This is a genomic window from Leisingera sp. ANG-M6, from assembly GCF_000813905.1.
Lineage (GTDB): Bacteria > Pseudomonadota > Alphaproteobacteria > Rhodobacterales > Rhodobacteraceae > Leisingera.
Genome location: NZ_JWLG01000006.1, coordinates 88,167 through 113,816, shown reverse-complemented (window position 1 = coordinate 113,816; position 25,650 = coordinate 88,167). Strand labels below are relative to the sequence as shown.

The window sequence follows — 25,650 nt, the reverse complement described above, 5'->3', positions numbered from 1 at the left end:
CATTAGCCCAGAAGCGCGCGGGTGAATCGGGCGGAGCGTGTGTTTTCGCCCACAAAAATCGACATAAAGCTGCGCTTGATACCCGCTTGGTTCAGCGTGCAGGCGGTGCGTCCATTGCGCAGAAACCTGACCCGGTCCGGACCCTGGCTCACGGCCAGATAACGGTCGCCGGGGGAGACGCCTTTGAAACAGGCCTCGAACCGGGGGCGGCCGGGTGCGGAATACCCAAGGCGCCGCATCTCGCGCAGCGTTGCGTCGACCAAGTCATCCTGGCTCAGTTTTCGCTGATAGGTCAGTTCGATTCCGAAATCCTGCGACCAGTCCAAAGGCGCGGCACGCTTGGTGAAGAGCCGGGCCTGGTAAACTGGCAGGCCAAGCAGCCGGAACGTCGCCGCGCCACGCTGTTCGGCCCCCGGCAGCAGGGATTGAACCGGAGAGGCAAAGCCGACCGCTGGGACCGCTAGCAGGCAGAGGGTCAGGAGCAGCTTACGCATGGGCGAGCTCCACCTGCACAACATTGGTGTGGCCGATGGCAAAGGAGGCGGCGCAGATCTCCAGGTAATACTGCCAGTTGCGGAAGAAGGCCTCGCCGTATCCCAGATCCATGATCCGGCGCTTTTGCGCGGCCAGACGACGCGCCCAGATCCGGCAGGTGCGGGTATAATCCTGGCCGAAAGCGAAACTGTCCGCGACCTGCAGACCGGCCGATTTTGCCTGCTGCGCAATCACCTGGTCAGACAGCAGCATACCGCCGGGAAAGACATATTGGCGTATGTAGTCGGAGGAGGTCCGGTAGGTCGGGAAGAAGTCATCCCGCACCGTGATCGCCTGCAGCAGCACCCGTCCGCCTTCGGCAAGGCTGCTTTTGAGCTTGGCGAAGTAGCTGGGCCAATACCGCTCGCCCACGGCCTCGATCATCTCGATGGAGACGATGCTGGAGAACTTGCCCTCGATATCGCGGTAGTCGCGCAGCTGGATGTCGGCGCGCCCATCCAGGCGGCTTTCGGCATAGCTGTGCTGGTTGCGCGAGATGGTGACACCGGTCACGTCGCGGCCCGCGGCACTGGCCTGTTCGGCGAAGCCGCCCCAGCCGCAACCGATCTCCAGCACCCGTTCGCCACCGCCCAGCCGCGAAAGGATGCGGGCGTTCTTGCGGGTCTGCGCCTGCGCCAGATCATCGCCCTCCGCCTCGAACAACCCGGAGGAATAGGTCATGCCGTCATCCAGCCACAGCTGGTAGAACTCATTGCCTACATCGTAATGGGCGCGGATGTTTTTGCGCGCTCCGCGTTTGGAATTCGCCCGCAGCAGGGTGTCGACAACGCGGAACTTGGCGCGATTCAGGGGGCTGGCCTGATCGTAGCTGCCCAGATGCTCGCGGTTGCGCATTGCCAGCTGCATAAGGCCGTCCACTGACGGCGTGTCCCACAGGCCCTGCACATAGGCCTCGCCCAGCCCGACCTGGCCGTGCGCCGCCATCGCGGAAACCGCGGCCCAGTCATTGATCTGCATTTCCGCCTCGGGGCCGCGGTCGCCGAATTCATAGCGCGCGCCATCCGGGGTGCGCAGCGTCAGCCGGCCCTCACGCAGTCGCGCGCAGACCGTCAGAAATTCCGACTGAAGGGCTTTGTCCGTGAATGCCATGATCTGTTCCTTTGGCCAGGTAAGGGGTGAGAGAATTCATTGTGCGGACAATCCGCATGGCGCTGGCGATGCCGTCTTCGTGAAAGCCGTGGCGGTTGTAGGCGCCTGCAAACCAGGTGTTGTTCTGCCCCTGTATCGTCCGGATCTGTCGCTGGGCGCGCAGGGCTGCCTTGTCGAAAACGGGGTGGGAGAATTCCACCGTGTCATAAACCTTACCCGCAGGAATAGGCCGGGTGGGGTTCAGGGTCACGAACAGCGGATCGCTTTCCGGAATGCTTTGCAGGCGGTTCATCCAGTAAGTAACGCCGACGCCGCCGTCCTGGCTGCGGTAGGCCCAGCTGGACCAGCAGCTGCGCCGCTTGGGCATCTGCCCGCTGTCGCAATGCAGAACCGCGGTGTTGGGCTGATAGCGGATTGCCCCAAGCGCCGCGGCCTCGGCCGGGGTGGCATCAGCCCCCAGTATGGCAAGCGCCTGATCGGAATGGCAGGCAAGGATGATGTCATCGAACAGGCGCGGGTCCGCGCCCTGCGCCTGCACCGAAACACAGCCCGCCTGACGGGTGACTTGCTCGACCGGACTGCCGGTGCGGATCTCACAGCCCCGCGCAACCAGGGCGGCTTCCAGGCGGCGGACATATTCGATGCTGCCGCCCTTGACGGTCCACCACTGGTGTTTGCCCGTCCCGGCCAGCAGTGCGTGGTTGCGGAAGAAGCGGACCAGCGATTTGGCCGGAAAAGCGTCGACGTCGGTGACCGGGGTCGACCAGATCGCGCCGCACATTGGCATCAGGTAATGGTTGCGGAACCAGCTGCCCAGACCCAGCTCCTCCACCAGCTCGCCGATGGTCTTGTTGTCGTCGGTGGCGGCGGCCTCGGCCCGTTTGCCGAAGCGCACGATATCGGCGACCATCTTGTGAAACTGCGGCCGCACCAGATTGCGTTTCTGTGCCGCCAGCATTCGCAGATTGTTCAGCCCGTATTCCAGACGGCCGTCGTCGATGCTGGCGCAAAAGCTCATCTCGCTTTTGATCACAGGCACATCCAGCTCGCGGAACAGCCGGGTCAGGTAGGGGTAGGTGGCATAGTTGAACACGATGAAGCCGGTATCCACCGGCTGATCGCCATTCTTGCCCGCCAGCACGGTGCGCGCGTGGCCGCCCAGTCGGGGGGCGGCCTCAAACAAGGTAACGTCATGTCTTTCAGACAGGTAATACGCCGCGGAGAGCCCGGAAATACCGCCTCCCACGATGGCGATCTTGCGGCGCGGTCCCTGAGTTTGATCCAGCATGCGTCGGTTTTCCCTTGCTGATGTTTGGACCTGATACGCCGGGAGCAAGAATGCGGATCACTTCTTTCCCGATAAAACTGTGCTTGCGGGTGATCCGGGGCGGCAGCGGCTGCGTAACCACTGCATGATCGAACATGTTGCAGCACAGACCTTTCATGCGCGCCGGGGCCGCTTGAAGAATGCCTTCCGCTACGGCGTGGACTTCATTCTGACCGACATGACTGATGGCGCGCCGCCGCTGCTGTCGCGCAACTGCTTCAACCTGTTCTCGATCCACGACCGCCGCCACGGCGGCCCCCTCGGCAACGGGCGCGGCGCCGCCTGGTTCCGAGAGGAGCTGGAGCGGCGCGGGTTTCCCTTGCAAGGCGCTCAGCTGCTGCTGCTGACCCAGCCGAGTTTCCTGTGGTTTCATTTCAACCCTGTCAGCTTCTGGATCGCGGTCAAGGATGGCAGCCCGCGGGCCTTTATAGCCGAGGTGAACAACACCTTCGGCGACCGCCATTGTTATTTTGCGGCCCATCCTGATTTCCGTCCGATCCAGCGCAGCGAGGTGATCGAAGCGGAGAAGCTGATGCATGTCTCGCCGTTTCAACAGGTGGCGGGGCGCTACCGGTTCAATTTCGAGATGACGGAGCGGGCGTTCAACATCCGGATTTCCTACACCAATGGACGCGAGGGCGTGCTGGCGACGCTGAATGGCCTGCGCCGTCCGGTGACCACCGGCGGGCTGCTGCGCGCCGCCCTGCGCAGGCCGCTGGGAGCTGCCCGTGTGGTGGCGTTGATCTACTGGCAGGCGCTTAAGCTTTGGGTAAAGCGCGCGCCGTTTCTGAAGAAGCCGGAGCCGCCGGAACCGTTGATCTCCGACAGCTCGACCTTCTCGGGCGGCAAGGCGTGACGCAGTTTGAAGGCAAGACCTTCTGGCTGGTCGGGGCGAGCCACGGGCTGGGGCGCGAGATTGCCCGGCAGCTGGACCGGACCGGCGCCCGGCTGATCCTTTCGGCGCGGTCAGAGGATGCGCTGGAAGCGCTGGCACATGAGCTGTGCCGGGCAAAGCCGGTGCCTGTGGATGTGACCGATATGCACTCGGTCAGAAAGGCTGCCCGTCTTGCCGGGCCGCTGGATGGCGTCATCTACAACGCAGGCGCCTATGAGCCGATGCGCACTCAGGACTGGGATAGCGAGGCTGCGCTGGGGATGAGCGATGTGAATTTCACAGGCGCGCTGCGGGTTCTGGGACAAGTGGTGCCTGAATTTGTGAAGGCGGGCCGGGGCGATATCACGCTGGTCGGCTCCTTGGCCGGATACCGGGGGCTGCCCGCCTCCATCGGCTATGGCGCCAGCAAATCTGCGCTGATCAGCCTTGCGGAAACCATGCGGCATGATCTGAAGGACAGCGGCGTCACCGTGCGCGTGGTCAACCCGGGTTTCATCAAAACCCGGCTGACGGACAAGAACAGTTTCAAGATGCCGCAGCTGATGGAACCGGAGGACGCCGCCGGACATTTGGTGGCCGCCATGCAATCGCGCCGGTTCAGAACGGACTTCCCCCGGCCTTTTTCTTACGCAATCAAGGCGTTCAACCTTTTGCCCGACTGGCTGGTTTACCGCGGCAAGTGAGGCTGGCAGCCCTCGGCCGCATGCTTCAAATCCGGAACAGGGGCTGCAGCAGACGCGGCATGAACGCCTTGAAACGCAGCGGCGCATCGGTGGCGGCCAGGCAAATGCAGGGATCGCCGGCATCCGCAACTGGCGTGTGCTCCAGGGTTTCATCGCCGATTTCGACATCCCCGACACCAAACCGCCCGGTCTCGTCGCTGAAACTGCCCTGCAGCACCAGCGTCAGCTCCAGCCCGTTGTGGCTGTGATCCGGCACCGCCTGGCCCGCAGGGATATACAGCAGCCGGGCAGATCCGCCCTGACCCTCAAACAGAATGTTCTGCTTGACCCCCATGCCCAGCGTTTTCCAGCGTAGCGGCTGCCCCTTCAGGGACTGCATCACCGGCCCCGGGTAGATCCCCTTGGCGTCATAGAGCGGCTCCGGCGCGGCAGGCTCATCCAGCTGCGCCATGAGGTTTGATTTCGCGTCCTGCGACACCGCCACGCAAGAAGCCTCTTCCAGCAGCGCACCGCCGACGGCTTGATGCGCGCCAAGCGCTGCCTGGCAGTCGTGGCACAGCGACAGGTGGCTTGCAACAACCATGGAAAAGGCGTGCGGCAGGCTGCCCGAGGCATAGGCCGCGATCATCGGGGCGGGGATGTGATGTGTGATTGCAGGCATTCAACGCAATCCTTTTAGTTCCTTGCGCAGCCGCCCGAGGCCAAGGCGGATACGTGACTTTACTGTACCCAGCGGCAAGCCTGTCTGGGTGCTGATCTCTTGATGGGTCAAATCCCCGATATAGGCCTTCTCGATCATTTCTTTCTGATCGGGGTGCAGTTGCTCGATGGCCTGTTTCAATTGCAGGGTTTCCTGCTCCAGGGCCAGGATCTGGCTGGCATCGGGTTCCGTTCCGGGGTCCTCGCCCAATTCATCGGGGACGGGCCGGTTTTCCTTGCGGACGATATCGATATGGCGGTTGCGGGCGATCTGGTAAATCCAGGCCGACGCCTGCGCCTTGTGCGGATCGAACATCCCCGCCTTGCGCCAGATGGTGAGCATGACGTCCTGAACAATCTCTTCAGCCAGCGCCGGCTGCGCGCCGCAGCGGATGACAAATCCCTTCAGGCGCGGTGCCAGGTAGTCAAACATGTCACCGAACGCCGCGCGGTCACGGTGATCACGCACCGCCAGCAGCCAGACGGTGAGCTGCGAATAGGTTTGCTCGTTTGACACTACTGCTTTGCCCTCAGGGGAAGCCCGAAGCACGGTGAAATTATCGGGCGGCCTGTCCAAGTTTAGTGTCAGCATAGTCCGGATACGGACTGGTGTGGAAGTTGGATCATGGGCCGCCGCAATTTTTGCACGCCCGGAAACCCCGCTGGGCGGCCAGGGCACCAAGACCTGATCCGCCTCCGGCTGCGCGGCGTAACACATGAAACCTTCTGCAAGAAAGTGTTCAGCGATGCGCAATGTAGTTGTCAGCGGCGGGTCCGGAGCGATCGGGTCGGCCTTCCTCAACGAACTGGCCCGGAAATACCCGCAGGCCAGCATTCACAGCCTGTCCCGTCGCCCGAAAGCCTCAGCGCCGCCCGGCGTGCAGACTTTGCAGGTGGACTACCTGGATGAAGACAGCCTGCAAGCCGCAGCGGGGCAGGCCGCGGGGAAAGGCGCAGTTGACCTGATAATCTTGGCCGGCGGGATCCTGCACCAAGGGGATATCACGCCGGAGAAAACCCTGAGAGAGCTGAGCGCCGAGAAACTCCTGGAGCTCTTCTCGGCCAACACGGTGGCCCCGGCCCTGACCGCAAAGCACTTTCTGCCCTTGCTGCCGCGTGACAGGCGCGGGGTCTTTGCCGCTCTGTCCGCCCGCGTCGGCAGCATCTCCGACAATCATCTGGGCGGCTGGTATTCCTACCGGGCGTCCAAGGCAGCCCTGAACATGTTCATCCGCAATGCCGCGATAGAAATCCGCCGCCGCAATCCAGAGGCCATTGCCGTCGGGCTGCATCCCGGCACGGTGGAAAGCGGCCTGTCCCAGCCGTTTCTGCGCAACGTTGCCCCGGACAAGCGCTTTTCACCGCAATACTCGGTTTCCCGGATGATGGCTGTAGTCCAGACTCTGACGCCATCGCAGAGCGGACACTGCTTCGCTTGGGACGGAAGCTGCATCGATCCCTGAACCGAAATGTGGAGCAAGAAGGCGGCGTAAGTGGAAGCCGCACCTCTGTAGCGTATCGAATGCACACGCCCCGTGCTTGAGTGGTCAGGTCGTGATTTCCCCTGCCTGCTCGCGCAGCGCAAATTTCTGGATCTTGCCGGTCGAGGTTCTTGGAATATTCATGAACACGAACCTGCCCGGAACCTTGTAGGGCGCCAGACGGTCGCGGCACCAGCTGCGCGGGACCTCCGCGTCGGCCTCCTGGCCCTGAACCAGTTCGACAAAGGCGCAGGGAGTTTCGCCCCATTTTTTGTGCGGCATTGCCACCACGGCAGCCTCCACAACAGCCGGGTGGCAGTAAAGTGCTTCCTCGACCTCGATCGAGGAGATGTTCTCACCACCCGAGATAATGATGTCTTTCGACCTATCCTTGAGCTGGATGTAGCCGTCAGGGTGCATGACACCCAGATCGCCGGAGTGGAACCAGCCGCCGGCAAAGGCTTCCTCGGTGGCCTTGGGATTGCGGAAATAGCCCTTCATCACGACGTTGCCGCGGAACATGACCTCACCCATGGTCTGGCCGTCGCGCGGCACCGGCTGCATGGTCTCCGGGTCCAGTACGTCCAGCTGCTCCAGCGGCAGGTAGCGCACGCCCTGGCGCGCTTTCAGCGCGGCCTGTTCGGCAGGCGGCAGGTCCGACCAGCTGTGGTGCCAGTCATTGACCACCGCAGGACCGTAGGTTTCCGTCGGCCATAAAGGTGGGTCACCTCAAAGCCTGCGGCCTTCATGTCCGCCAGCAGGCTTGCCGGCGGCGGCGCGGCGGCGGTAAAGAACTGCACCGGCTGGGAAAGTTCACGCTTGGCTTCTGCGGGTGCCGAGATCAGCAGCGACATCACGATGGGGGCGCCGCACAGGTGGGTCACGCCCTCGTCCGCCAGGGCGTTCCAGATCGGTTCGGCCCGCACCTGCCGCAAGCACACATGGGTGCCTGCGATGGCGGACAGTGTCCATGGGAAGCACCAGCCGTTGCAGTGGAACATCGGCAGGGTCCAGAGATAGACCGCGTGTTTCTGCATCGACGTGGTCAGCGCGTTGCCCTGCGCCAGCAGATAGGCGCCCCGGTGGTGCGAAACCACGCCCTTGGGGTCGCCGGTGGTGCCGGAGGTGTAGTTGATCGAGATCGCATCCCATTTGTCCTCCGGCATCAGCCAGGCGAATTCCGGGTTGCCGCGGGTCAGAAACACCTCGTAGTCGGCGGCCTCCGAATCTGCCGGCACACCGTCATACTCTGGGTCATCATACTGGATCAGAACCGGCGAGACTGTGGCAAGCGCCAGCGCCTCTTGCATCAGCGGCATGAATTCCCGGTCCACGATTACCAATTTCGACATCGCGTAGTCGAGCTGGAACGCAATCACCGCTGCATCCAGCCTTGTCTTGATCGAATGCAGCACCGCGCCGCACATAGACACGCCGTAATGGCACTCAAGCATCGCCGGGGTATTTGGTAGCAGCGCCGACACGGTATCGCCGCGGCGGATGCCGTTCTTGGCCAAGGCCGAGGCCAGCCGCCGCGACCGCGCAAAAAACTCCGCGTAGCTGCGCCGCAGGGACTCATGCAAAATCGCCGTGCGGTCCGGAAAGGCGCTGGCTGCGCGTTCCAGGAAGGTCAGCGGCGTCAGCGGCTGATAGTTTGCGGGGGGGGCGGTCCAGACCGGTGTTGTACGGGTTGTCCGTCCTTATCTTATAGCTCCTGCCATTGGGCAAGTTCTGCAACAAAGCCGAGCACATCCATCGAGCTGTTCTTGCTACTGGTCATGGAATTCATCCCATCTTGATTTCGATGATAAGGAATTCGGTTCGCGCGCACGAAAAGTTTTTGGGGTTTGATAGCCGAATTCCGAAGGAAACACGGAAGATGGAACCGGAGGTGCCCGGGCCAGGAACCAGCTGCATTGGCGCCGCTGTTTGTAAGCCTCGGATGTGCTACACCGTAGCACGCTCGAATCGAGAACTCCCGAAAATCCGCGGAAAACCGGCGAAATCGGGGGAATAGTGCTACGGGGCCAAAAAAGTCATATGGAGTTAACGTGTTGAAAAATAATGCACAAAAATCAGCGCGTTTGAGCGTGGCACCCATGATGGACTGGACCGACCGGCACTGTCGCTATCTGCACCGGCTGTTGAGCCGGGAGACGCTGCTGTATACCGAGATGGTTACGGCGCCGGCGCTGGTCCGGGGCCAGGCGCTGCATTTGCTGGAGTTCAACCCTGAGGAGCATCCTGTGGCGCTGCAGCTGGGCGGCTCCGATCCGCAGGAACTGGCAGAGGCGGCGCGGCTGGGGGCTGATGCGGGGTATGACGAAATCAACCTCAACTGCGGCTGCCCTAGCGACCGGGTGCAATCCGGGGCCTTTGGTGCGGTGCTGATGCAGACGCCGGAACTGGTGGCCGATTGTGTGGCTGCCATGCGCGAAGCGGTGGATGTGGAAGTCACCGTCAAATGCCGTATTGGCGTGGATGAGCAGGAGCCGGAACAGGTATTGCCGGATTTCCTGGAGAAGATCCGCGCGGCGGGCTGCCAGCGCGTGACCATCCATGCCCGCAAGGCCTGGCTGCAGGGGTTGTCGCCGAAGGAGAACCGGGACATCCCGCCGTTGGACTATGATCTGGTGCACCGGATGAAGGCGGCGTTTCCGGACCTGCATATCTCGATCAACGGCGGCATTGCCACGTTGGCTGAGGCCAAGGCGCATCTGGAGCGCGGGTTGGACGGGGTGATGGTAGGCCGTGCGGCCTATCACCAGCCTGCGGGTGTATTGTGCGCGGCAGATCCTGAGATTTACGGCACCGGTGCAGTAAGCGATGCGGGCGAGGCGGTGCGGCAGATGCTGCCCTATATCGAGGCGCGGCTGAGTGAAGGCGCCAAGCTGAACCAGATCACCCGGCACATGCTGGGGCTGTTTGCTGGCAAGCCCGGGGCACGGCAGTGGCGGCGGATGCTGTCCGAGGGTGCCTGCCGGGCGGATGCCGGGCCGGAGCTGGTGATGGACGCGCTGGCGCAAGTGGAGAACCGCGCCGCAGCGTGACGGAACGCCTCACGCGTGAGTGTCTTGTGCATTCCGGGTCCGGCGGCTAACCCTTTGCCGCAAACGCAAAAGCCCGAGGTGCCCCGCATGACCGATCCTGCCATGACCGCCGCCCTGTGGCCTGAGCCCGCGTTGCTGATACAGATGGCTGGGCTTTTGGTGGTGATCGGTGCCTTTGCCGGCGTGCTGGCGGGGCTGTTGGGCGTGGGCGGCGGCATCGTGCTGGTGCCTGCGTTTTTCTATGCTTTCCAGACCCTTGGCTATGGCGGCGACCAGCTGATGCAGATTTGCCTGGCGACCTCTTTGGCGACCATCATCGTGACCTCGCTGCGTTCTGTCATGAGCCACAACAAGAAGGGCGCGGTGGATTGGGAGATCTTGCGCAGCTGGGGGATTGGCATTGCGCTTGGCGCCATTGTCGGCGTGCTGGCGGCCTCCGCCCTGCGCTCCACCGTGCTGCAAGGCGTCTTTGGCGGACTGGCGCTGGTGATTGGCTGCTATCTGGGGCTGGGCCGGTCGGAGTGGAGGCTGGCCGAGGAAATGCCCAAAGGGGGCAAGCGCGCTGTGCTGTCTCCGGCATTGGGTTTCCTGTCGGTGCTGATGGGGATTGGCGGCGGCAGCTTCGGGGTGCCGCTGATGACGCTGCACGGGGTTGCCGTGCACCGGGCGGTGGCGACCGCCGCTGGCTTTGGCGTGATCATCGCGGTACCTTCTGTGGCGGGCTTTCTGCTGCTGAACGTCGACCCTGCAACCAAGCCGCCCTTCACCATCGGCGCGGTCAATCTGGTGGCGTTCTTCATCGTTATCGCCATGACGCTGATTACAGCGCCGTGGGGCGTGAAACTGGCCCATGCGATGGATCCCAAGCCGTTGAAGCGGGTGTTCGGGGCGTTTCTGGTGCTGGTGGCACTGAACATGCTGCGCAAAGCTTTCGGGTACTAGAAAATGAATGAGCAGTTCGAACAGTTTCAGGACAGGGGCTGGGTGCGTTTTGCCCATGACCCGCAGGTGGCCGCCTGGGCGGCGGATGCATTGCGTCACGGCATCCGGTCGCTGGACGACCCGGCCTGCGCCGAGTGGTTCCAGTGCGAACGGACCTGGTTCATTGGCGTCGACGCGCTGCCCAACGATGCCGCCGGGCGTTTGCCGGACGGGCCGCCGCTGGCGGGGGCGCCGGTGGAGTTCATCACGCAGAACCTTGGCCCGATCCCCGAGTTGCACCGGGCGCAGGTGTCCTCGGTCTTTCCCGGCTATCCGCGTCCGCGCCCGGGCGAGGGCGAGGCCGCCTTCCGCTACCGCGTCAAACGCGATGCGGCGCATGTGGATGGGGTCAAGATGTACGGTGAGCACCGCCGCCGCAAGGTGGAGGAGCCGCATGCCTGGGTGCTGGGCCTCCCGCTGAATGAAAGCAGCCCCGATGCCTCGCCGCTGGTGATCTGGGAGGGCAGCCACCGGATCATGCGCCGCGCCTTTGCCGCTGCCTTTGAGGGGGTGCCGCAGTCGGGCTGGGCGGATGTGGATGTGACCGATGCCTACACGGCAGCCCGCGCCGAAGTGTTCGAGACCTGCCCGCGGATCACGGTGCATGCCAAACCCGGCGAGTCCTATCTGATGCACCGGCTGTGCCTGCACGGGGTTGCACCCTGGGGCGAGGAGGCAAGCGCGCCGGAAGAGGGCCGGATGATTGCGTACTTCCGGCCAGAGCTCGCGGATTGGACCAAGGGATGGCTGGCGGAGGGCTAGGTGTCGGCTTGTCCGAAACTTGGATGCGGATGGAGTAATCGTTGGAAAAGGCAACCATTGAACTCGATCAAGACGACTGGCACAGCCATTCCACGGAGAGCGTTTGGCTGTCCGAGGTTTCCGCGGGAAAATACAGAGTCGAGAATATCCCCTTTTTTGCGAGAGGGCTGAGTTTCCGTGACATCGTTTCAGTGAGAGAGATAGACGGCCAGCTTGTCATTACGAAACGTCTTAGAAGCGCAAAAGGCTCGACTTACCGTATCATTCCGGCCAAAGGCGGCTCTAAGAACGTTCTGAACCAGTTCTTAACCGCATTGAACGAAGCCGGGTGTTCCTATGAGCACGGTGATTTTGGATTCGACCTTTATGCTCTGAACGTTCCCGCGGGTGTGGATGTGCATAAGGTTTATGCGTTGCTCGAAGACGGCGAACAAAGCAAGGTCTGGGACTTTGAAGAAGGTGATTGTTCCCACGACATCTGAAGTCAATTGTGTCCCCGATTACTCATTCGCACTTGGGGTACCTTCTGCCGAGGAAGGTGAACAGCGCTTCTTCAAGAAAGGTCAGCAGTTCTGCCTAAATGTTTCGCGCGCGAAACATTGGGTCAGTGCTTATTCCGCATGATTGACAAGCGGTTACCTCACCGCGCGCCGCGTTAGCTGCGTTTTAACCTCGCGCCGCGGCCGCCGCGGCGCTTGACCAGTTTGCTGGCGCGCTCCGGCAAGTCGTTCATGATACCGGCGCGCTCCTCGTTGGTCATTTTCGACCAGTCGCGGATTTCGTCGATGGAGCGGTAGCATCCGGTGCAGATGCGGGCCTCGGGGTGGACGACGCAGATCTTGATGCAGGGGGACTGGATTTCGTCCCGTTTCCAAACGTCGTCAGTCATCAGTTCACCTGTTCTTCAAATGCCGCATCCGGTCCAATGCGCCTTGCAAGATATAGGAGGCCGCGACGTGGTCGATAACCTCTGCGCGGCGTTTGCGTGTCGTATCTGCTTCAAGAAGCGCTTTTTCTGCTGCCACAGTGCTGAGGCGCTCATCCCAGAAGGAGATTGGCAGATCGGTGAGCTGGCCCAGATTGCGGGCAAAGGCGCGGGTGGATTGGCAGCGCGGCCCCTCTGTGCCGTCCATGTTGCGGGGCAGGCCGAGGAGGATGCCGCTGATGTCGCGGGCTTGGATGATTTCCAGCAGGCGGGCAGCGTCTGCCGAGAACTTCTTGCGCTTCACGGTTTCCAAAGGTGTTGCGACCGCGCCGATGCGGTCGGAGACAGCGACGCCGATGGTCTTGGTGCCCAGATCAAGCCCCATCAGCGCGTGCATCGGCGGCAGGGCGGCGGCAAAATCTTCAAAGGCGTCGTGGATCATTCTGTCAGTCCTGCCTGGGCGGCGATGGTTTCCAAGAGCGCCAGCGCCTCTGCGTCGGCCTCAAAGGCGCCGCGGGCCTCGTCATAGACGGTGCGGGCGCGCTCGGTTTCGCCCAGCACCGACAGGGCGCCGATCAGGCGAGCCCATTCCTCGGCACTGCCGCCTTCGGTTGCCAGCCGTTCCGACAGGCGGGTGACCATGCCGCGGATCATTTCCTGCTGCTCTTCAGGGCTGAGTTCGCTGGCGCCGGCCATGTCTTCAGCACTGGGGCCGGGCAGGGCGGGGGAAGTTCCTCCGCCGGGGGTGATCGGACGGTATTCGACACCGGCGCGGAAGGCCATTTCCTCGATCTGGCCCTGAATTCCTTTGACCCACAGGGCATCCGCAGGGCCGTCGCGCAGGGTTGCGGCCCATTCGCGGTAGGCAAGGTCCGGGCGGCCGATCTGGCCCAGCATCAGGCCCCAGTAATAGCGGGCAGGCCCGTGGCTGGGATCAATGGCGCGGGCTTTTTGCAAGTCTGTCTGCGCCTCTGGCGACACGTAGCCGCCGGCCGCCATGATCTTCAATTCGGCCAGTTCGGTGAAGTCGCGGGCGTTCACTTTGCCTTCGGCGAGGCGGATGTAGTTGGTCTTGGCCTCGTAAGCGGCTTTGAAGTTTCCGAGGTTGGCCTCGTGCTGGGCCAGCAGGGCCTGGCCGCGGGCGTCATCTTCGCGCTCGCCTGCGGTTTTGCGCAGCTGTTCGACCAGCTTGAGGTAACCCTCTTCCACTTCAGGGCGCTCGATTGCCGGCACATCGGCCTCCGCCTCAGCCTGAGAGGTACGGTTTTCGGCGCGCTCGCCTGCCAGACGGATACGGTCCTGCAGGCCGAGGTCAGCGTAGCCCGGCGCGCCCAGCTGCCAGTAAAGGCCCAGGGTGCCGCCGGTGATCAGCAGTGCTGTGGCGATGGCAAAGCCCAGCGACAGGGCGCGGGGCTGGGCGGGGCCGGACTTGCGCTTTTGCAGCTGCGTGTCAGCGGCCAGAATGCGGCGCGATATCTCGGTGCGGATGCGCTCTGCGTCACTTTCGGCGATGACGCCGCGGGCCAGATCCTTGTCAACCTCGCGCAATTGCTGGCGGTAGACACGCAGGTCGTAAGCCGCGGCAGGTTCGCCTTGCTCACGGGCGCGAATGATGATCATTGCCAGCAGCAGCGCGGCCGCAAAGGCGATGAGGGCGGTGACTGTCCAGAAAATCATGCCGTCTCCGAAGTTTGGTTTTCATCTATATGCGGGGCGGGGCGAACAAAAGAGCCAATCTGCCGCGGGATGCTGCAATGCGTCATTTCGATATGTCGCAATAACGCAGAAACAGGGCGATAAACGGCACTGGTCAGCCATGCGTTTCGGGCATACCCGCTATCAGACACGAACCATCGGATTCGCTCATGAAACGCTATTCAGTCTTTGCTGTCGCGCGGGAAGCCCTGCGCTATCACACCGGATGGGAGCGCGCCTGGCGCTCGCCGGAACCCAAACGCCACTACGATGTCGTCATCGTGGGCGCGGGCGGGCATGGCCTCGCCACTGCCTACTACCTGGGTAAAAACTTCGGCATTACCAATGTCGCAATCATCGAGAAAGGCTGGCTGGGTGGCGGCAATACGGGCCGGAACACCACCATCATCCGCTCGAACTACCTGCAGGATCCCTCGGCTGCGATCTATGAAAAGGCGCGCAGCCTGTATGAGACCATGTCGCAGGACCTGAACTACAACGTGATGTTCAGCCCGCGCGGCGTGATCATGCTGGCCCAGACCGAGCATGAGATCCGCGGCTACAAGCGCACCGCGCATGCCAACCAGCAGCAGGGCGTTCAGACCGAGTGGATCACCCCGGAGCGGGTGAAAGAGATCGTGCCGATCATCAACCTGCACGGCCCGCGTTACCCCGTGCTGGGCGGCCTCTATCAGGAACGCGGCGGCACTGCCCGTCACGATGCCGTGGCCTGGGGCTATGCGCGTGCGTGCTCCGACATGGGCATGGACATCATCCAGAAATGCGAAGTCACCGGTGTGCGCACCGAGAACGGCCGCACCGTGGGTGTCGATACAACCAAAGGCCCGATCGACTGCGACAAGATCGGCATGATCGTTGCCGGCAACGCCTCTGTTCTGTCGGAAATGGCGGGCTTCCGTCTGCCGATGGAATCCGTGGCCCTGCAGGCGATGGTGTCCGAGCCGATCAAACCCTGCATGGACGTGGTTGTGATGGCCAACACCGTGCACGGCTACATGTCCCAGTCCGACAAAGGCGAGATGGTCATCGGCGGCGGCACCGACGGGTTCAACAACTACACCCAGCGCGGTTCGTTCCACCATATCGAGGAAACCGTGCGCGCCCTGGTCGAAACCTTCCCGATGGTCAGCCGCCTGAAGATGCTGCGCCAGTGGGGCGGTATCGTGGATGTGACCGGCGACCGCTCGCCGATCATCTCCAAGACCCCGGTTCAGAACTGCTTCATCAACTGCGGCTGGGGCACCGGCGGCTTTAAGTCGATCCCGGGCTCGGGCTGGGCGATGGCAGAGCTGATGGCCACCGGCCACTCGCCGCTGACCGAGGAGTTCTCGATCAACCGCTTCAAAGAAGGCAAGTTCATCGACGAGAGCGTCGCCGCCGGTGTGGCGCACTAACGCCGCAAAATTCAATACTGTGGAGCAAGCACAATGCTGATCCTTGAATGCCCCTATTGCGGCGTCAAAGCCGAAGAAACCGAACTGGCCGCGGGCGGCGAAGCGCATCTGAAGCGCTATGGCCCCGGCTCCTCGGACGATGAGTTCCATGACTACCTGTTCATGCGCGAAAACCCCAAAGGCGTTCATTTTGAACGCTGGCGCCATGCCAACGGCTGCGGCAAGTGGTTCCACGCCGCCCGCTGCACCATGACGCTGGAGGTCTTTGGCACCTATACCGCACAGACCAGCGTTCCGACGCAGGAGATCCTGGAAAAGATCGCTGCCAAACGCCCGGGCTGGACCTGGCGCGAATTTGCGGACGGCAAGAAATGAACCGCCGCCTGACTGAAACACCCGCTTTTCTCTTGAAAGGTCTGCGCCCATGAGCACGCGTCTTGCCAAACACGGCCGGCTGATCGACCGCTCCAAACAGATCGCCTTCACCTTCAACGGTAAATCCATGCAGGGTTTTGCCGGCGATACCCTGGCGTCCGCACTGCTGGCCAACGGCCAGGTTATGATGGGCCGCTCGTTCAAATACCACCGCCCGCGCGGCGTTGTCGCATCCGGCTCGGAAGAACCCAATGCGCTGATGCAGCTGGGTGTGGGCGACCGTTACGAGCCGAACCAGCGCGCCACCACCACCGAGCTGTTCTCGGGCCTGACCGCGCAGTCGCAGAACCACTGGCCGAGCCTGGAGTTCGACGTCCTGGCGGTGAACAACAAGCTCAGCCGTTTCCTGACCGCCGGTTTCTACTACAAGATGTTCATCCACCCGCGTCCGCTGTGGAAACACGTCTATGAGCCGATCATCCGCAAGTCCGCAGGCCTGGGCGCAGCCCCAGACAAGGAACTGAAAGACGCCGACACTTACGAGCACTTCTACTTCTTTGCAGATGTGCTGGTCATCGGCGGCGGCGTTGCCGGCATGCAGGCGGCCAAGGCGGCTGCGGCCTCCGGCGCCAAGGTTCTGGTGCTGGAGCAGAACAGCCACTGGGGCGGCCGTGCGCCGGTTGACGGCGGCACCATCGACGGCGAAGCGCCCGAGGTCTGGATCGAAAAGACCCTGGAAGAGCTGCGCGGCATGGACAACGTTACGCTCCGCGACCGCTGCATGGGTTCCGGCGTCTATGACCACGGCTATGCCCTGGGCTATGAGCGCCTGACCGACCACGCACCGGGCCAGGGCGGCCCGCGCCACCGTCTGTGGCGGATCCGCGCCTCTCAGATCGTCACCGCAACCGGTGCGATCGAGCGTCCGCTGTCCTTTGCCGGCAACGATGTTCCCGGCGTGATGCTGGCGGCCTCAATGCGCGACTATGTGGTGAACTGGGGCATCAACCCGGGCCAGAAGGTGGTGGTTGCCACCAACAACGACGACGCCTACCGCACCGCGCTGGTGCTGCATGACGCCGGCGTCGAAGTGGTCCGCGTGGTCGACACCCGCGAAACCGGCGGCGGCGCGCTGATGGAAGCTGTCCGCGAAAGGGGCATCCGGGTCGAACTGGGCCGTGCCATCGCCAAGGTGAAGGACGGCAAATGCGTGACTGAGGTCGCCATCTGCGCCCAGAACGGCGAAGGCGGCGCGCGCGAGACCGTGCAGGCCGATGCAGTTGCCATGTCCGGCGGCTGGTCTCCTGTGGTCCACCTGTGGTCCCATTGCGGCGGCAAGCTGATCTGGGACGAAGTGAACGCCAATTTCCGCCCCGATGCCTCCCGTCCGCCGCTGGGCCACGACGGCAACGGCTTTGTGGTGCCTGCTGGTGCCGCAAACGGCGAGTTCGGCCTGGGCGCGCTGCTGGAAGATGCAGCTGCGGCTGGCGCGAAAGCAGCTGAAGCGGCCGGATTCCCGGCGAAATCCGTGGCAGCTGCCAAAGGCGAGTCCGAGGCGGAAGCGCAAATGGAAGCAGTCTGGCTGATGCCTGCCAAGGCAGATATCAAGCTGCGCATGAAGTCCTGGCTGGACTATCAGAACGACGTGAAAGTGTCGGACGTGCAGCTGGCGGCCCGCGAAGGCTATGAAAGCGTCGAGCACACCAAGCGTTACACCACGCTGGGCATGGCCACCGACCAGGGCAAACTGTCCAACATCAACGGCCTGGCCATTCTGGCCGACAGCCTGAACTCGGAAATCCCGCAGGTGGGCACCACCACCTTCCGTCCGCCGTACCACCCGATCTCGCTGGGCGCGATCGCTGGTGAGGCACGGGCCGAGATCTTCCAGCCTGTGCGCAAGACACCGATTGCCGACTGGCTGGAGAAGAACGGCGCGGATTGGGAACCGGTTGGCCAGTGGCGCCGCCCGTTTGCCATCACCAAACCCGGTGAGGACCGTCATGCCGCGGTGAACCGCGAGGTGAAGAACACCCGCGAGAACCTCGGTCTGCTGGATGCCTCGACCCTGGGCAAGCTGGTGGTCAAAGGCCCCGACGCAGGCAAGTTCCTGGACATGATGTACACCAACATGATGTCCACGCTGAAGGTCGGCAAATGCCGTTATGGCCTGATGTGCACCGAAAACGGTTTCCTGATGGACGACGGTGTGGTTGCCCGCATCGACGAGGACACTTTCCTGTGCCACACCACCACCGGCGGCGCCGAGCGCATCCACGGCTGGATGGAAGAGTGGCTGCAGACCGAATGGTGGGACATGAAGGTCTATGTCGCCAACGTGACCGAACAGTACGCCCAGATCGCTGTGGTCGGCCCCAACGCCCGCAAGGTGCTGGAGAAGCTGAATGCGGCAGCAGGCGGCGGCATGGATGTCTCGAAAGAGGCGCTGCCGTTCATGGAATGGCGTGACGGCAAGATCGGCGAGTTTGACGCCCGGGCTTACCGGATCTCCTTCTCGGGTGAGCTGTCCTACGAGATCGCGGTTGCGGCCTCCGAAGGCCAGGCGTTCTGGGATGCGCTGATGGAAGCAGGCAAGGAATTCGGCGTCATGCCGTACGGCACCGAGACCCTGCACATCCTGCGCGCCGAGAAGGGCTTCATCATGATCGGCGACGAGACCGATGGCACCGTGATCCCGCAGGATCTGGGTTTGCACTGGGCGCTGTCGAAGAAGAAGGAAGACTACCTGGGCAAACGCGCGCAGCAGCGTTCGCACATGGTCGATCCGGAGCGCTGGCAGCTGGTTGGCCTGGAAACCGTTGACGGTTCGGTGCTGCCTGATGGCGCCTATGCACTGGGTGAAGGCGTCAACGCCAACGGCCAGCGCAACATGATCGGCCGGGTGACCTCGACCTACCACTCCGCGACCCTGGGCCGCGGCATCGCCATGGGCCTGGTCAAGCATGGTCCCAAGCGGATGGGCGAAGTGATCGAGTTCCCCGGCACTGACGGCAAGACCTACAAAGCCAAGATCGTTGATCCGGTCTTCTACGATAAGGATGGAGAGAAGCAGAATGTCTAAGGCTGTTTCCGTACTAAGCGGCGCCCGTTTCTCGGGTCTGGCCACCGTCGAGGATGCCGGTCTGCAGGGTATGATCACCCTGCGCGGCGATCTGGGTTCATCGGCGCTGAAGGCGGCTGTCAAAGCCGCCACCGGCGCCGAGGTTCCGGCACAGGGCTCCATCTCGGTTGCCGAAAACGGCGCCGCTGCGTGGATGTCCCCGGACGAACTGCTGCTGCTGGTTCCCTATGAGGATGCAGTTGCCAAGACCGCGGAAGTGGCCGAGGCGCTGAAAGGCGAGCATGCTCTGGCTGTAAACGTCTCCGACGCCCGTGCCTTCTTCCGCCTGTCGGGCGAGGGTGCGCGCGAGGTTCTGGGCAAGGTGAGCCCGGTGGACTTTGACGCTGCGGCCTTCAAACCGGGCCAGTTCCGCCGCTCGCGCCTGGCCCAGGTGGCAGGCGCCTTCTGGTTGAACGACGACGGCAACTTCTACATCGTCTGCTTCCGCTCGGTTGGTGAATATGTGTTCAAACTGCTGAGCGCAGGGGCGCATCCGCAAAGTAAAGTGGGTGTTTACTAAAATTATCACTCGCTTTCTGCTTGTGACGCCTTTGCGCGTCATTTACGGTGTCCTGGAGACCTTCCAGGGCACCTTTTTTTTGCCCGTTCCCGGAATGTCTCCTTTTGCGCATTTTGCAAGCGGTTGAACTCTGGCTGTTTCCTTGGGGGGAGGTGGCTGCGTGACGATGTTTCGGGGGGCTGCCCATGGGTCTGCGGTTTTGCGGGTTCTTTGCACTTGTACTAACGCTTGGAGGTGCCGCGGCTATCGCGGGGCCCGGCTTTCGCTGCAGCCTGAAACCGATTTCCGGAACAGAGTGGATTCCCAGCCGTTTCAGCCTGAAGTTCGCGGATGACTTCAGCGGCGCTGTGATCACCGATATGGTCTTTGGCGTGACGGTCAATGCCAGGGTGATGCAGCACAGTGAAACCTCTTATATGCTGAATTGGGCGTTGCCGAAACTGGCTGTCGGTGGAGACGCTGGACGGCCCAAGCCTCGATTCCGGGCGATTTTGAACACTGCGAACCACAAAATGAGCATCAAGGCAGAGCGCAGCGGTCAGGATGGGGTACTGCCACGTGGACAGGGTCAGTGCGAAATGGTCCGCAGCCTGTCTTTGCTGGCTCAGAACGAAGGCTGACCTGCTGGCTTAGCTGGCACGCATGTATTGCGTCGCATTGAAATCGCAATAGTAGAAAACGTGTTCTTTTGACGTTGGAATTTGCTTGCCTTTCTTTTCTTCGGCTGCAAACAACTCCGGGATGAATTTGGAGAAAAACAGATGCTACGTTTTGCACTTTCCGGGATAGCAGCTTCCGTCAGCTTCGCGGGGCAGGTGGCCTTTGCCGAGACGGTTTATGATTGTGAGATCAAAGCCTTCACCAACAATGGCTGGATTGCACCTAGGGTCATCGTGATGTGGAACGATGAGGATGAGTCGGCAAAGATTTATGATGGTTTCATTCACGAACTTGTTGGTGAGCCTCTTGAGGCACGCGTTGAACGGCGCAATGAGATTTCCTACAACTTGGACTGGCGTGTAAATGATATCCCGGTCGGCAACGCCAGAACCAAAGTGGATGGTTTGTACACCGGGGTTCTCAATATGAAGCAGAACACCCTGTCGATCCGTGGCGTGATCACCGGCTACGAAAACCTGCCGCGCGGGCGGGGTAAGTGCAAGGTCAAGAAGGGCTGAACAGTTCGGAACCAGAGTTGCAAGGTCCGCGGATAGTGTTGCACGGCAATGCGAGCTCATCCTTTGGTGGTCAATATGCGCACTAACAAGGTCTGTTGCTGCTTGAAGACTGTTCAGCATTGAGACCTGGAATTCTTGGTAACCACTAGTTTTTTGCACATGGGTCCTGCGGTGTTTTCACGCCTAGGCCCCTTGACCTGATAGCGCGCACACCGCATGTATCTGCGCAGGAACGCAAACTTATTTCACAGGGGGCCAAAATGGCTTTTGAACTTCCCGATCTTCCTTATGCACACGACGCCCTGGCCGCCAAAGGCATGTCGGCGGAAACCCTGGAATACCACCACGATCTGCACCACAAGGCCTATGTCGACAACGGCAACAAGCTGATTGCCGGCACTGAGTGGGACGGCAAGTCGATGGAAGAGATCATCAAAGGCACTTATGACGCCGGCGCGGTTGCCCAGAACGGCATCTTCAACAACATCTCCCAGCTGTGGAACCACAACCAGTTCTGGGAAATGATGGGCCCGGGTGAAAGCAAAATGCCGGGTGAACTGGAGAAAGCTCTGGTGGAATCCTTCGGCTCGGTCGATGAGTTCAAATCGCAGTTCTCCGCCGCTGGCGCGGGCCAGTTCGGCTCCGGCTGGGCCTGGCTGGTCAAGAACGCTGACGGCTCGCTGGCAGTGACCAAGACCGAAAACGGCGTCAACCCGCTGTGCTTCAACCAGACCGCGCTGCTGGGCTGCGATGTGTGGGAGCACTCCTACTACATCGATTTCCGCAACAAGCGCCCGGCTTATCTGTCGAACTTCCTCGACAACCTGGTGAACTGGGAAAACGTCGCCTCGCGCATGTAAGGCACATGCCGCATATTGGCTTATTCAGGCCCGCCGGAGATCTCCGGCGGGCTTTTTCGTGTGGCTTCGACGCGTTTTTTACCCGGAACGCGGGCGGGGTTTCGTGCGTTGGTCCGGTGTACGAGAGGAGGACCATTATGGCTGAACGCAAGAGGTCCATGGACGGACACCAGGAAACCAAAGGCATACTGGGCGAAAAGGGCAGCGTCTCTCATGGCGGGCGCACCGGCGGGCGGCTGGCCCGGGAAATTGGCAGCGAAGACGAGGAAAAGCGCGCCAAGGAGCGTCCGGCAGGGGCGACACGGGTGTGTAAGTCCAATGAGCAGGAGGAGAAGTAATGACCCGGCTTTCCTACGGCACCTATGTCCTGGTGGCTGACAGTGAGAAGGCGCTGTTCCTGGAAAACACCGTCGATGGTGACGACCCCTTCCTGCAGGTGCGCCGCAAGGATGAGCAGGAAAACCCGCCGGACCGGGAGCAATCCGCCAACCGTCCGGGACGGTTCAACGACGGCCCTAGCGTCCACCGCTCTGCCGTGGACGACACCGATTGGCACCAATTGGCCAAGGAGCGGTTTGCAAAGGATCTGTCGGACAAGCTGTATGAGATGGCCCGCCGCGGTGAATTCGCGAAGCTGGTTCTGGTCGCCGCACCGGAAGTTCTGGGCGAACTGCGCAAGACCCTGCACAAGGAAGTTTCCGACCGCGTGATCGGGGAGATCAGCAAGAACCTGACCGGACATGAGATCACCAGGATCGAAGAATTGGTGAAAGATGCGCTGCGTAACAGCTGAGCAGGGTTGACCCGCGCTTCTGCCCGGTGTCTGTGAAACGGCAGCCGGGCGGGAGCATGTCATGGGAGAGGCACAAAAAGGGGTTCTGGCACTCTGTGCCTCCTGCACCGTTTGGGGGCTTTCCGGTATTTATTACAAGGCATTGTCGCATGTGCCGCCGGAGCAGGTGCTGTCGCACCGGGCGCTGTGGTCGTTTGTGTTTTTTGCCATCGTGCTGCTGTGTCAGGGGCGTATCAGCGCGCTGGGGACGGCGTTGTCCACCCGCCGCAGTGCCTTGCTGCTGGTGTTTGCCTCGGCAATGATTTCATTGAATTGGTTTATCTTCATCACTGCGGTGCAGGTGGGCTATGCGACCGAAGCGAGCCTTGGCTATTACATTTTTCCGCTGCTGAGCGTTCTGCTGGGGAGGCTTGCCTTCGGTGAGCAGCTGACGCGGGCCCAAGGCGCCGCGGTAGGGCTGGCGGCGCTGGCTGTGGCGGTGCTGTCGTTCGGGCTGGGGGCCGCGCCCTGGATTCCGCTGGCGCTGAGCTTCAGCTTTGCCCTGTATGGTGTTGTTAAGAAACAACTGCCATTGGGGCCGGTGGTATCTGTCACTGCGGAAGTTGCTCTGCTGTTGCCGGTTGCGTTGGCGATCATCTGGATGACCGGTGGGGCTGGTTTTCTGGGAGGGTTCCAGGATGCGCTGATGCTGATGTTCTCCGGCATCCTGACCGGGCTGCCGCTGATCCTGTTTGCCTATGCGGCCCGCCGGGTGCGGCTGGGAACAGTCGGGGTACTGCAATACCTGAACCCGACGCTGCAATTCCTGGTCGCGGTGCTGGTCTTTGCCGAGCCGTTCACCCCCTGGCATGGCACCGCCTTTGCGCTGATCTGGAGCGCGGTGGCGGTGTTTTCGGTCTCGGCGCTGCGTCAGGAACGGGCGTCGCGCAGGGCGGCGATTGCAGCCACCGGGGTGTCGGCCCAAATCAGGTGATCTGCGGTTTCCCGACCGGCAAATCCCTGGCTGACCACTTGCTCCAGCAGATCGCGCAGCTTGTCCCAGTAGCCTTCGGTATTGAGGATCACAATCGGCTTGGAATGCAGGCCCAGCTGGCGCCAGGTGAGGGCTTCGAAAAGTTCGTCAAGCGATCCCGCTCCGCCGGGCAGCACAACCACCGCATCGGCGTTCCACAGCATCACCTTTTTGCGCTCGTGCATGGTCTCGGTGACAACATAGGTTGTGAGGTCTGATTTCCCCACCTCGCGCCGTTCCAGGTGGCCGGGGATAACCCCGAAGGTTTTGCCGCCGGCCTTTTGCGCTGCGCGCGCCACTTCGCCCATCAGGCCGACATCGCCGGCGCCATAGACCAGCCGCATGCCGTTATCGGCCAGCGCGGTGCCGAATGCGCGGGCAGCCTCGGCGTAGGCGGGCAGAACACCCGCGCGCGATCCGCAGTAGACACAGACGGATTTGATGCTCATCGGCCAGCCTTTCCGTGGAATATCAAGGTGAAAACCAATTGGTGTTTTGACCCGTGATAGCGGGGTTGTTAGATTCCCTCAACTAAGCGGAAGGTCACATTCCGCAATTGCCGAAGGGAAAGACATGGCGGATGCATCTGGAAGCGGGGGTCTGGGGGCCCTCACACTTGGCGGTATTGCCGGCACGGTTGTGGTCGTGGGCGGCGTGGTGCTGTACCAGCTTGGGATGTTTGGCACGGTTGCGCCCGATGGCGCGGTGGTGAGCGAACAGGCGGCCGGGCAGGCTGCTGACGGCGGCGGCGCGTTTTCCGGCGAGGGTCAGGAATCGGGACAGCCGCTGCAGAACCGGGCCATTGAGGAGGCTGCGGGCAATCAGGTTGAAGCGGTTGAAGCTGTTGACGGTGTTCAGCAGCCGGAGGACTTGATTGCGGAAGATGCCAGCGGTGCGGAACCGGAGGTTTCAGATCAGGTTGCAGCCGCAACTGACGCGCCTGATACAGAAACTTCTGTAGAGGCAGCCGCCGTTGCGGAGACTGGCACCGGTGAAGGTGCAGAGGAAGCATCAGATCAGACCACCGAATTGGCAGTGCTGTCCGAGCCTGAGGGGATTGCGGAGCAATCCCAACCGGCACCCGAAACATCCAAAGAAGATGTCTTTGTCCTGCAGGCGCCGGAGCTGGATCTGGTGCGTGTGGATAGCGACGGGGCCGCGGTGATTGCCGGCCGGGCACAGGAAGGCGTGCAGGTTTCGGTGCTGCTGGACGGCGTGGTGCTGGAACAGCTGGAGGTGCCGGCGGGTGGCGAGTTTGTTGCACTAACCTCCATTGCGTCGAGTTCGGAGGCCCGAGTTGTGTCGTTGTTGGCAGAACATGAGGGCGCGCAAAGCACCTCTGGCGCGTCCTTTATTCTGGCGCCAGTCGCCCCTGCGGAAACTGCAACGGAGCGTGCGGTTGAGCAAACTGAAGAGCAGGTAGCGTCACTGATTCCAGACGAACCGGCTGCAGACGAGCAGCTGACTGGACAAGCAGATGAAACTGAGGCCGCGGCTGAGCCGGCAGCGGTTGAGCAGGGCGGCCAGGACGCGGAAAGCACTGCGGCAACCGGGCAAGGTGATCAAAACACTGTTGAGACCGCGGCAGCGGAACCTGTTCCGGCAGAGACAGAGCCTGGGGCCGAACCCGAGCCGCCTCAGCCGCAAGGGCAGGCTGTGGCCGTGCTGCGTGCCGATCAGGACGGGGTAGAAGTGGTGCAGCCCGCAGTTCCCGCCGATCCGGACCTGAACAAGGAAGTGGCGCTGGACGCCATCAGCTACAATGGCACTGGCGGGGTTGAACTGTCCGGGCGCGCGCGCCCGAAGTCGCGGGTCAGGGTTTATGTGGACAATCAGGTGGTCGCGGAACTGGACGCAGCCCAGGACGGCCGCTGGAACGGTCGGCTGGCGGATGTGGCACCGGGTGTCTACACCCTGCGCCTGGATGAGATCGAAACCTCCTCAGGCAAGGTGGTGAGCCGTCTGGAAACCCCCTTCAAACGGGAATCGCCGGAGGTGCTGCCGCAGCCGGAGCGCGATGCGGACCCGGACCTGCCAGCGCCGCTTGTGCGCGCAGTGACGATCCAGAAGGGCGATACGCTTTGGGCCATCTCGCAAGAGAAATATGGCAGTGGTTTCCTCTATGTGAGGCTTTTCGAGGCCAACAAGGACGCGATCCGCAACCCGGATCTGATCTACCCGGGGCAAGTCTTCACCATCCCCGAATAACCCTGGGAAACGCGCCCTTGCGGCGC

The 25,650-nt window shown here is 62.1% G+C and carries 27 protein-coding genes and 1 pseudogene; 18 read left to right on the top strand and 10 right to left on the bottom strand.

Annotated features, from left to right (window positions below; translation table 11 throughout):
- Positions 1-2: 2 nt before the first annotated feature.
- Genes RA24_RS04170 through RA24_RS04160 form a run of 3 tightly spaced genes read right to left on the bottom strand, consistent with a single transcriptional unit; the run spans position 3 to position 2,932 of the window.
- Positions 3-494: a hypothetical protein gene (locus RA24_RS04170; protein ID WP_039190047.1), complete on the bottom strand. Its 492-nt coding sequence runs from the start codon at positions 492-494 to the stop codon at positions 3-5.
- Entirely contained in the window at positions 487-1,644 is a 1,158-nt protein-coding gene (locus RA24_RS04165; RefSeq protein ID WP_039151802.1) for an SAM-dependent methyltransferase, read from the bottom strand. Before RA24_RS04165 ends, RA24_RS04170 begins: the two co-directional genes overlap by 8 nt.
- Positions 1,583-2,932, bottom strand: coding sequence for an NAD(P)/FAD-dependent oxidoreductase (locus RA24_RS04160; RefSeq protein WP_039190045.1), 1,350 nt, complete (start codon positions 2,930-2,932; stop codon positions 1,583-1,585). The genes RA24_RS04165 and RA24_RS04160 overlap by 62 nt, the downstream gene beginning before the upstream one ends.
- 124 nt (positions 2,933-3,056) lie before the next feature.
- Here RA24_RS04160 and RA24_RS04155 point away from each other — a divergent pair, with 124 nt between their 5' ends.
- Together RA24_RS04155 and RA24_RS04150 are read left to right on the top strand one after the other, a co-directional pair.
- Positions 3,057-3,827 (top strand): DUF1365 domain-containing protein, encoded by a 771-nt coding sequence (locus RA24_RS04155; RefSeq protein ID WP_039151798.1) that lies wholly within the window; start codon positions 3,057-3,059, stop codon positions 3,825-3,827.
- A complete protein-coding gene (locus RA24_RS04150; protein ID WP_039190042.1) occupies positions 3,824-4,549 on the top strand; it encodes an SDR family NAD(P)-dependent oxidoreductase in 726 nt (241 codons plus the stop codon). The genes RA24_RS04155 and RA24_RS04150 overlap by 4 nt, the downstream gene beginning before the upstream one ends.
- 25 nt (positions 4,550-4,574) lie before the next feature.
- Here RA24_RS04150 and RA24_RS04145 read toward each other — a convergent pair whose 3' ends face one another.
- Together RA24_RS04145 and RA24_RS04140 are read right to left on the bottom strand one after the other, a co-directional pair.
- Positions 4,575-5,210: a ChrR family anti-sigma-E factor gene (locus RA24_RS04145; protein ID WP_039190040.1), complete on the bottom strand. Its 636-nt coding sequence runs from the start codon at positions 5,208-5,210 to the stop codon at positions 4,575-4,577.
- On the bottom strand, positions 5,211-5,765 hold the full coding sequence (locus RA24_RS04140; RefSeq protein WP_019295416.1) for a sigma-70 family RNA polymerase sigma factor: 555 nt from the start codon (positions 5,763-5,765) through the stop codon (positions 5,211-5,213).
- 229 nt (positions 5,766-5,994) lie between these two features.
- Here RA24_RS04140 and RA24_RS04135 point away from each other — a divergent pair, with 229 nt between their 5' ends.
- Complete coding sequence (locus RA24_RS04135) at positions 5,995-6,711, top strand: SDR family NAD(P)-dependent oxidoreductase (RefSeq protein ID WP_039190038.1); 717 nt, start codon at positions 5,995-5,997, stop codon at positions 6,709-6,711.
- A gap of 84 nt (positions 6,712-6,795) precedes the next feature.
- On the opposite strand, the pseudogene RA24_RS04130 reads toward RA24_RS04135, so the two are convergent.
- Positions 6,796-8,481: pseudogene (locus tag RA24_RS04130) on the bottom strand (acyl-CoA synthetase).
- A 302-nt stretch (positions 8,482-8,783) separates the two neighbouring features.
- Here RA24_RS04130 and dusA point away from each other — a divergent pair.
- The 4 genes from dusA (at position 8,784) to RA24_RS04110 (ending at position 12,004) form a co-directional block, all read left to right on the top strand.
- Entirely contained in the window at positions 8,784-9,779 is a 996-nt protein-coding gene (gene dusA, locus RA24_RS04125; RefSeq protein WP_446720208.1) for a tRNA dihydrouridine(20/20a) synthase DusA, read from the top strand.
- Positions 9,780-9,866: 87 nt separating this feature from the next.
- On the top strand, positions 9,867-10,721 hold the full coding sequence (locus tag RA24_RS04120) for a sulfite exporter TauE/SafE family protein (protein ID WP_039190031.1): 855 nt from the start codon (positions 9,867-9,869) through the stop codon (positions 10,719-10,721).
- Between the two features lie 3 nt (positions 10,722-10,724).
- On the top strand, positions 10,725-11,522 hold the full coding sequence (locus RA24_RS04115) for a hypothetical protein (protein WP_039190029.1): 798 nt from the start codon (positions 10,725-10,727) through the stop codon (positions 11,520-11,522).
- Positions 11,523-11,563: 41 nt separating this feature from the next.
- Entirely contained in the window at positions 11,564-12,004 is a 441-nt protein-coding gene (locus tag RA24_RS04110; RefSeq protein WP_039190027.1) for a DUF4265 domain-containing protein, read from the top strand.
- A 173-nt stretch (positions 12,005-12,177) separates the two neighbouring features.
- On the opposite strand, the gene RA24_RS04105 is transcribed toward RA24_RS04110, so the two are convergent.
- From RA24_RS04105 to ccmI, 3 genes are read right to left on the bottom strand one after another with little or no spacing between them, the layout of a single operon-like run.
- On the bottom strand, positions 12,178-12,411 hold the full coding sequence (locus RA24_RS04105) for a DUF1289 domain-containing protein (RefSeq protein ID WP_019295422.1): 234 nt from the start codon (positions 12,409-12,411) through the stop codon (positions 12,178-12,180).
- A 4-nt stretch (positions 12,412-12,415) separates the two neighbouring features.
- Entirely contained in the window at positions 12,416-12,889 is a 474-nt protein-coding gene (ruvX, locus tag RA24_RS04100) for a Holliday junction resolvase RuvX (protein WP_039190025.1), read from the bottom strand.
- Entirely contained in the window at positions 12,886-14,124 is a 1,239-nt protein-coding gene (gene ccmI, locus RA24_RS04095; RefSeq protein ID WP_039190019.1) for a c-type cytochrome biogenesis protein CcmI, read from the bottom strand. The genes ruvX and ccmI overlap by 4 nt, the downstream gene beginning before the upstream one ends.
- Before the next feature lie 188 nt (positions 14,125-14,312).
- Between ccmI and RA24_RS04090 the strand changes: the two genes are divergently transcribed.
- From RA24_RS04090 to rarD, 10 genes are all read left to right on the top strand, one after another.
- Positions 14,313-15,557, top strand: a complete 1,245-nt coding sequence (locus tag RA24_RS04090; RefSeq protein ID WP_019295425.1) for a sarcosine oxidase subunit beta family protein — start codon at positions 14,313-14,315, stop codon at positions 15,555-15,557.
- 33 nt (positions 15,558-15,590) lie between these two features.
- A complete protein-coding gene (locus RA24_RS04085; RefSeq protein WP_039190015.1) occupies positions 15,591-15,932 on the top strand; it encodes a sarcosine oxidase subunit delta in 342 nt (113 codons plus the stop codon).
- A 49-nt stretch (positions 15,933-15,981) separates the two neighbouring features.
- Positions 15,982-19,014, top strand: a complete 3,033-nt coding sequence (locus RA24_RS04080) for a sarcosine oxidase subunit alpha family protein (RefSeq protein ID WP_039190012.1) — start codon at positions 15,982-15,984, stop codon at positions 19,012-19,014.
- Positions 19,007-19,573 (top strand): sarcosine oxidase subunit gamma, encoded by a 567-nt coding sequence (locus RA24_RS04075; protein WP_039151775.1) that lies wholly within the window; start codon positions 19,007-19,009, stop codon positions 19,571-19,573. Before RA24_RS04080 ends, RA24_RS04075 begins: the two co-directional genes overlap by 8 nt.
- A 185-nt stretch (positions 19,574-19,758) precedes the next feature.
- Positions 19,759-20,193, top strand: a complete 435-nt coding sequence (locus RA24_RS04070) for a hypothetical protein (RefSeq protein ID WP_039190002.1) — start codon at positions 19,759-19,761, stop codon at positions 20,191-20,193.
- A gap of 81 nt (positions 20,194-20,274) precedes the next feature.
- Complete coding sequence (locus RA24_RS04065; RefSeq protein ID WP_152612809.1) at positions 20,275-20,751, top strand: hypothetical protein; 477 nt, start codon at positions 20,275-20,277, stop codon at positions 20,749-20,751.
- Between the two features lie 260 nt (positions 20,752-21,011).
- Positions 21,012-21,611, top strand: a complete 600-nt coding sequence (locus tag RA24_RS04060) for a superoxide dismutase (RefSeq protein ID WP_019295431.1) — start codon at positions 21,012-21,014, stop codon at positions 21,609-21,611.
- Between the two features lie 137 nt (positions 21,612-21,748).
- Positions 21,749-21,949: a hypothetical protein gene (locus RA24_RS04055; RefSeq protein ID WP_039190000.1), complete on the top strand. Its 201-nt coding sequence runs from the start codon at positions 21,749-21,751 to the stop codon at positions 21,947-21,949.
- Positions 21,949-22,404 (top strand): host attachment family protein, encoded by a 456-nt coding sequence (locus RA24_RS04050; protein WP_039146387.1) that lies wholly within the window; start codon positions 21,949-21,951, stop codon positions 22,402-22,404. The genes RA24_RS04055 and RA24_RS04050 overlap by 1 nt, the downstream gene beginning before the upstream one ends.
- A gap of 61 nt (positions 22,405-22,465) precedes the next feature.
- Positions 22,466-23,377, top strand: a complete 912-nt coding sequence (gene rarD, locus RA24_RS04045) for an EamA family transporter RarD (RefSeq protein WP_039146384.1) — start codon at positions 22,466-22,468, stop codon at positions 23,375-23,377.
- Here the strand turns inward: rarD and RA24_RS04040 are convergent.
- Positions 23,314-23,865 carry an LOG family protein gene (locus RA24_RS04040; RefSeq protein WP_039169879.1) on the bottom strand — a complete coding sequence of 184 codons (552 nt, stop codon included), beginning with the start codon at positions 23,863-23,865 and terminating at the stop codon, positions 23,314-23,316. The two genes, rarD and RA24_RS04040, sit on opposite strands and share 64 nt — an antisense overlap.
- Positions 23,866-23,989: 124 nt before the next feature.
- Between RA24_RS04040 and RA24_RS04035 the strand changes: the two genes are divergently transcribed.
- Positions 23,990-25,624 (top strand): LysM peptidoglycan-binding domain-containing protein, encoded by a 1,635-nt coding sequence (locus RA24_RS04035; protein ID WP_039189997.1) that lies wholly within the window; start codon positions 23,990-23,992, stop codon positions 25,622-25,624.
- Positions 25,625-25,650: the final 26 nt, after the last annotated feature.

Bases quoted from the DNA above. Each gene is read 5' to 3' on its own strand.
- RA24_RS04170 (WP_039190047.1), bottom strand. From the start codon at position 494: ATGCGTAAGCTGCTCCTGACCCTCTGCCTGCTAGCGGTCCCAGCGGTC.
- RA24_RS04165 (WP_039151802.1), bottom strand. From the start codon at position 1,644: ATGGCATTCACGGACAAAGCCCTTCAGTCGGAATTTCTGACGGTCTGC.
- RA24_RS04160 (WP_039190045.1), bottom strand. From the start codon at position 2,932: ATGCTGGATCAAACTCAGGGACCGCGCCGCAAGATCGCCATCGTGGGA.
- RA24_RS04155 (WP_039151798.1), top strand. From the start codon at position 3,057: ATGATCGAACATGTTGCAGCACAGACCTTTCATGCGCGCCGGGGCCGC.
- RA24_RS04145 (WP_039190040.1), bottom strand. From the start codon at position 5,210: ATGCCTGCAATCACACATCACATCCCCGCCCCGATGATCGCGGCCTAT.
- RA24_RS04135 (WP_039190038.1), top strand. From the start codon at position 5,995: ATGCGCAATGTAGTTGTCAGCGGCGGGTCCGGAGCGATCGGGTCGGCC.
- RA24_RS04120 (WP_039190031.1), top strand. From the start codon at position 9,867: ATGACCGATCCTGCCATGACCGCCGCCCTGTGGCCTGAGCCCGCGTTG.
- RA24_RS04115 (WP_039190029.1), top strand. From the start codon at position 10,725: ATGAATGAGCAGTTCGAACAGTTTCAGGACAGGGGCTGGGTGCGTTTT.
- RA24_RS04105 (WP_019295422.1), bottom strand. From the start codon at position 12,411: ATGACTGACGACGTTTGGAAACGGGACGAAATCCAGTCCCCCTGCATC.
- ruvX (WP_039190025.1), bottom strand. From the start codon at position 12,889: ATGATCCACGACGCCTTTGAAGATTTTGCCGCCGCCCTGCCGCCGATG.
- ccmI (WP_039190019.1), bottom strand. From the start codon at position 14,124: ATGATTTTCTGGACAGTCACCGCCCTCATCGCCTTTGCGGCCGCGCTG.
- RA24_RS04090 (WP_019295425.1), top strand. From the start codon at position 14,313: ATGAAACGCTATTCAGTCTTTGCTGTCGCGCGGGAAGCCCTGCGCTAT.
- RA24_RS04085 (WP_039190015.1), top strand. From the start codon at position 15,591: ATGCTGATCCTTGAATGCCCCTATTGCGGCGTCAAAGCCGAAGAAACC.
- RA24_RS04080 (WP_039190012.1), top strand. From the start codon at position 15,982: ATGAGCACGCGTCTTGCCAAACACGGCCGGCTGATCGACCGCTCCAAA.
- RA24_RS04075 (WP_039151775.1), top strand. From the start codon at position 19,007: ATGTCTAAGGCTGTTTCCGTACTAAGCGGCGCCCGTTTCTCGGGTCTG.
- RA24_RS04070 (WP_039190002.1), top strand. From the start codon at position 19,759: ATGGGTCTGCGGTTTTGCGGGTTCTTTGCACTTGTACTAACGCTTGGA.
- RA24_RS04060 (WP_019295431.1), top strand. From the start codon at position 21,012: ATGGCTTTTGAACTTCCCGATCTTCCTTATGCACACGACGCCCTGGCC.
- RA24_RS04055 (WP_039190000.1), top strand. From the start codon at position 21,749: ATGGCTGAACGCAAGAGGTCCATGGACGGACACCAGGAAACCAAAGGC.
- RA24_RS04050 (WP_039146387.1), top strand. From the start codon at position 21,949: ATGACCCGGCTTTCCTACGGCACCTATGTCCTGGTGGCTGACAGTGAG.
- rarD (WP_039146384.1), top strand. From the start codon at position 22,466: ATGGGAGAGGCACAAAAAGGGGTTCTGGCACTCTGTGCCTCCTGCACC.
- RA24_RS04040 (WP_039169879.1), bottom strand. From the start codon at position 23,865: ATGAGCATCAAATCCGTCTGTGTCTACTGCGGATCGCGCGCGGGTGTT.
- RA24_RS04035 (WP_039189997.1), top strand. From the start codon at position 23,990: ATGGCGGATGCATCTGGAAGCGGGGGTCTGGGGGCCCTCACACTTGGC.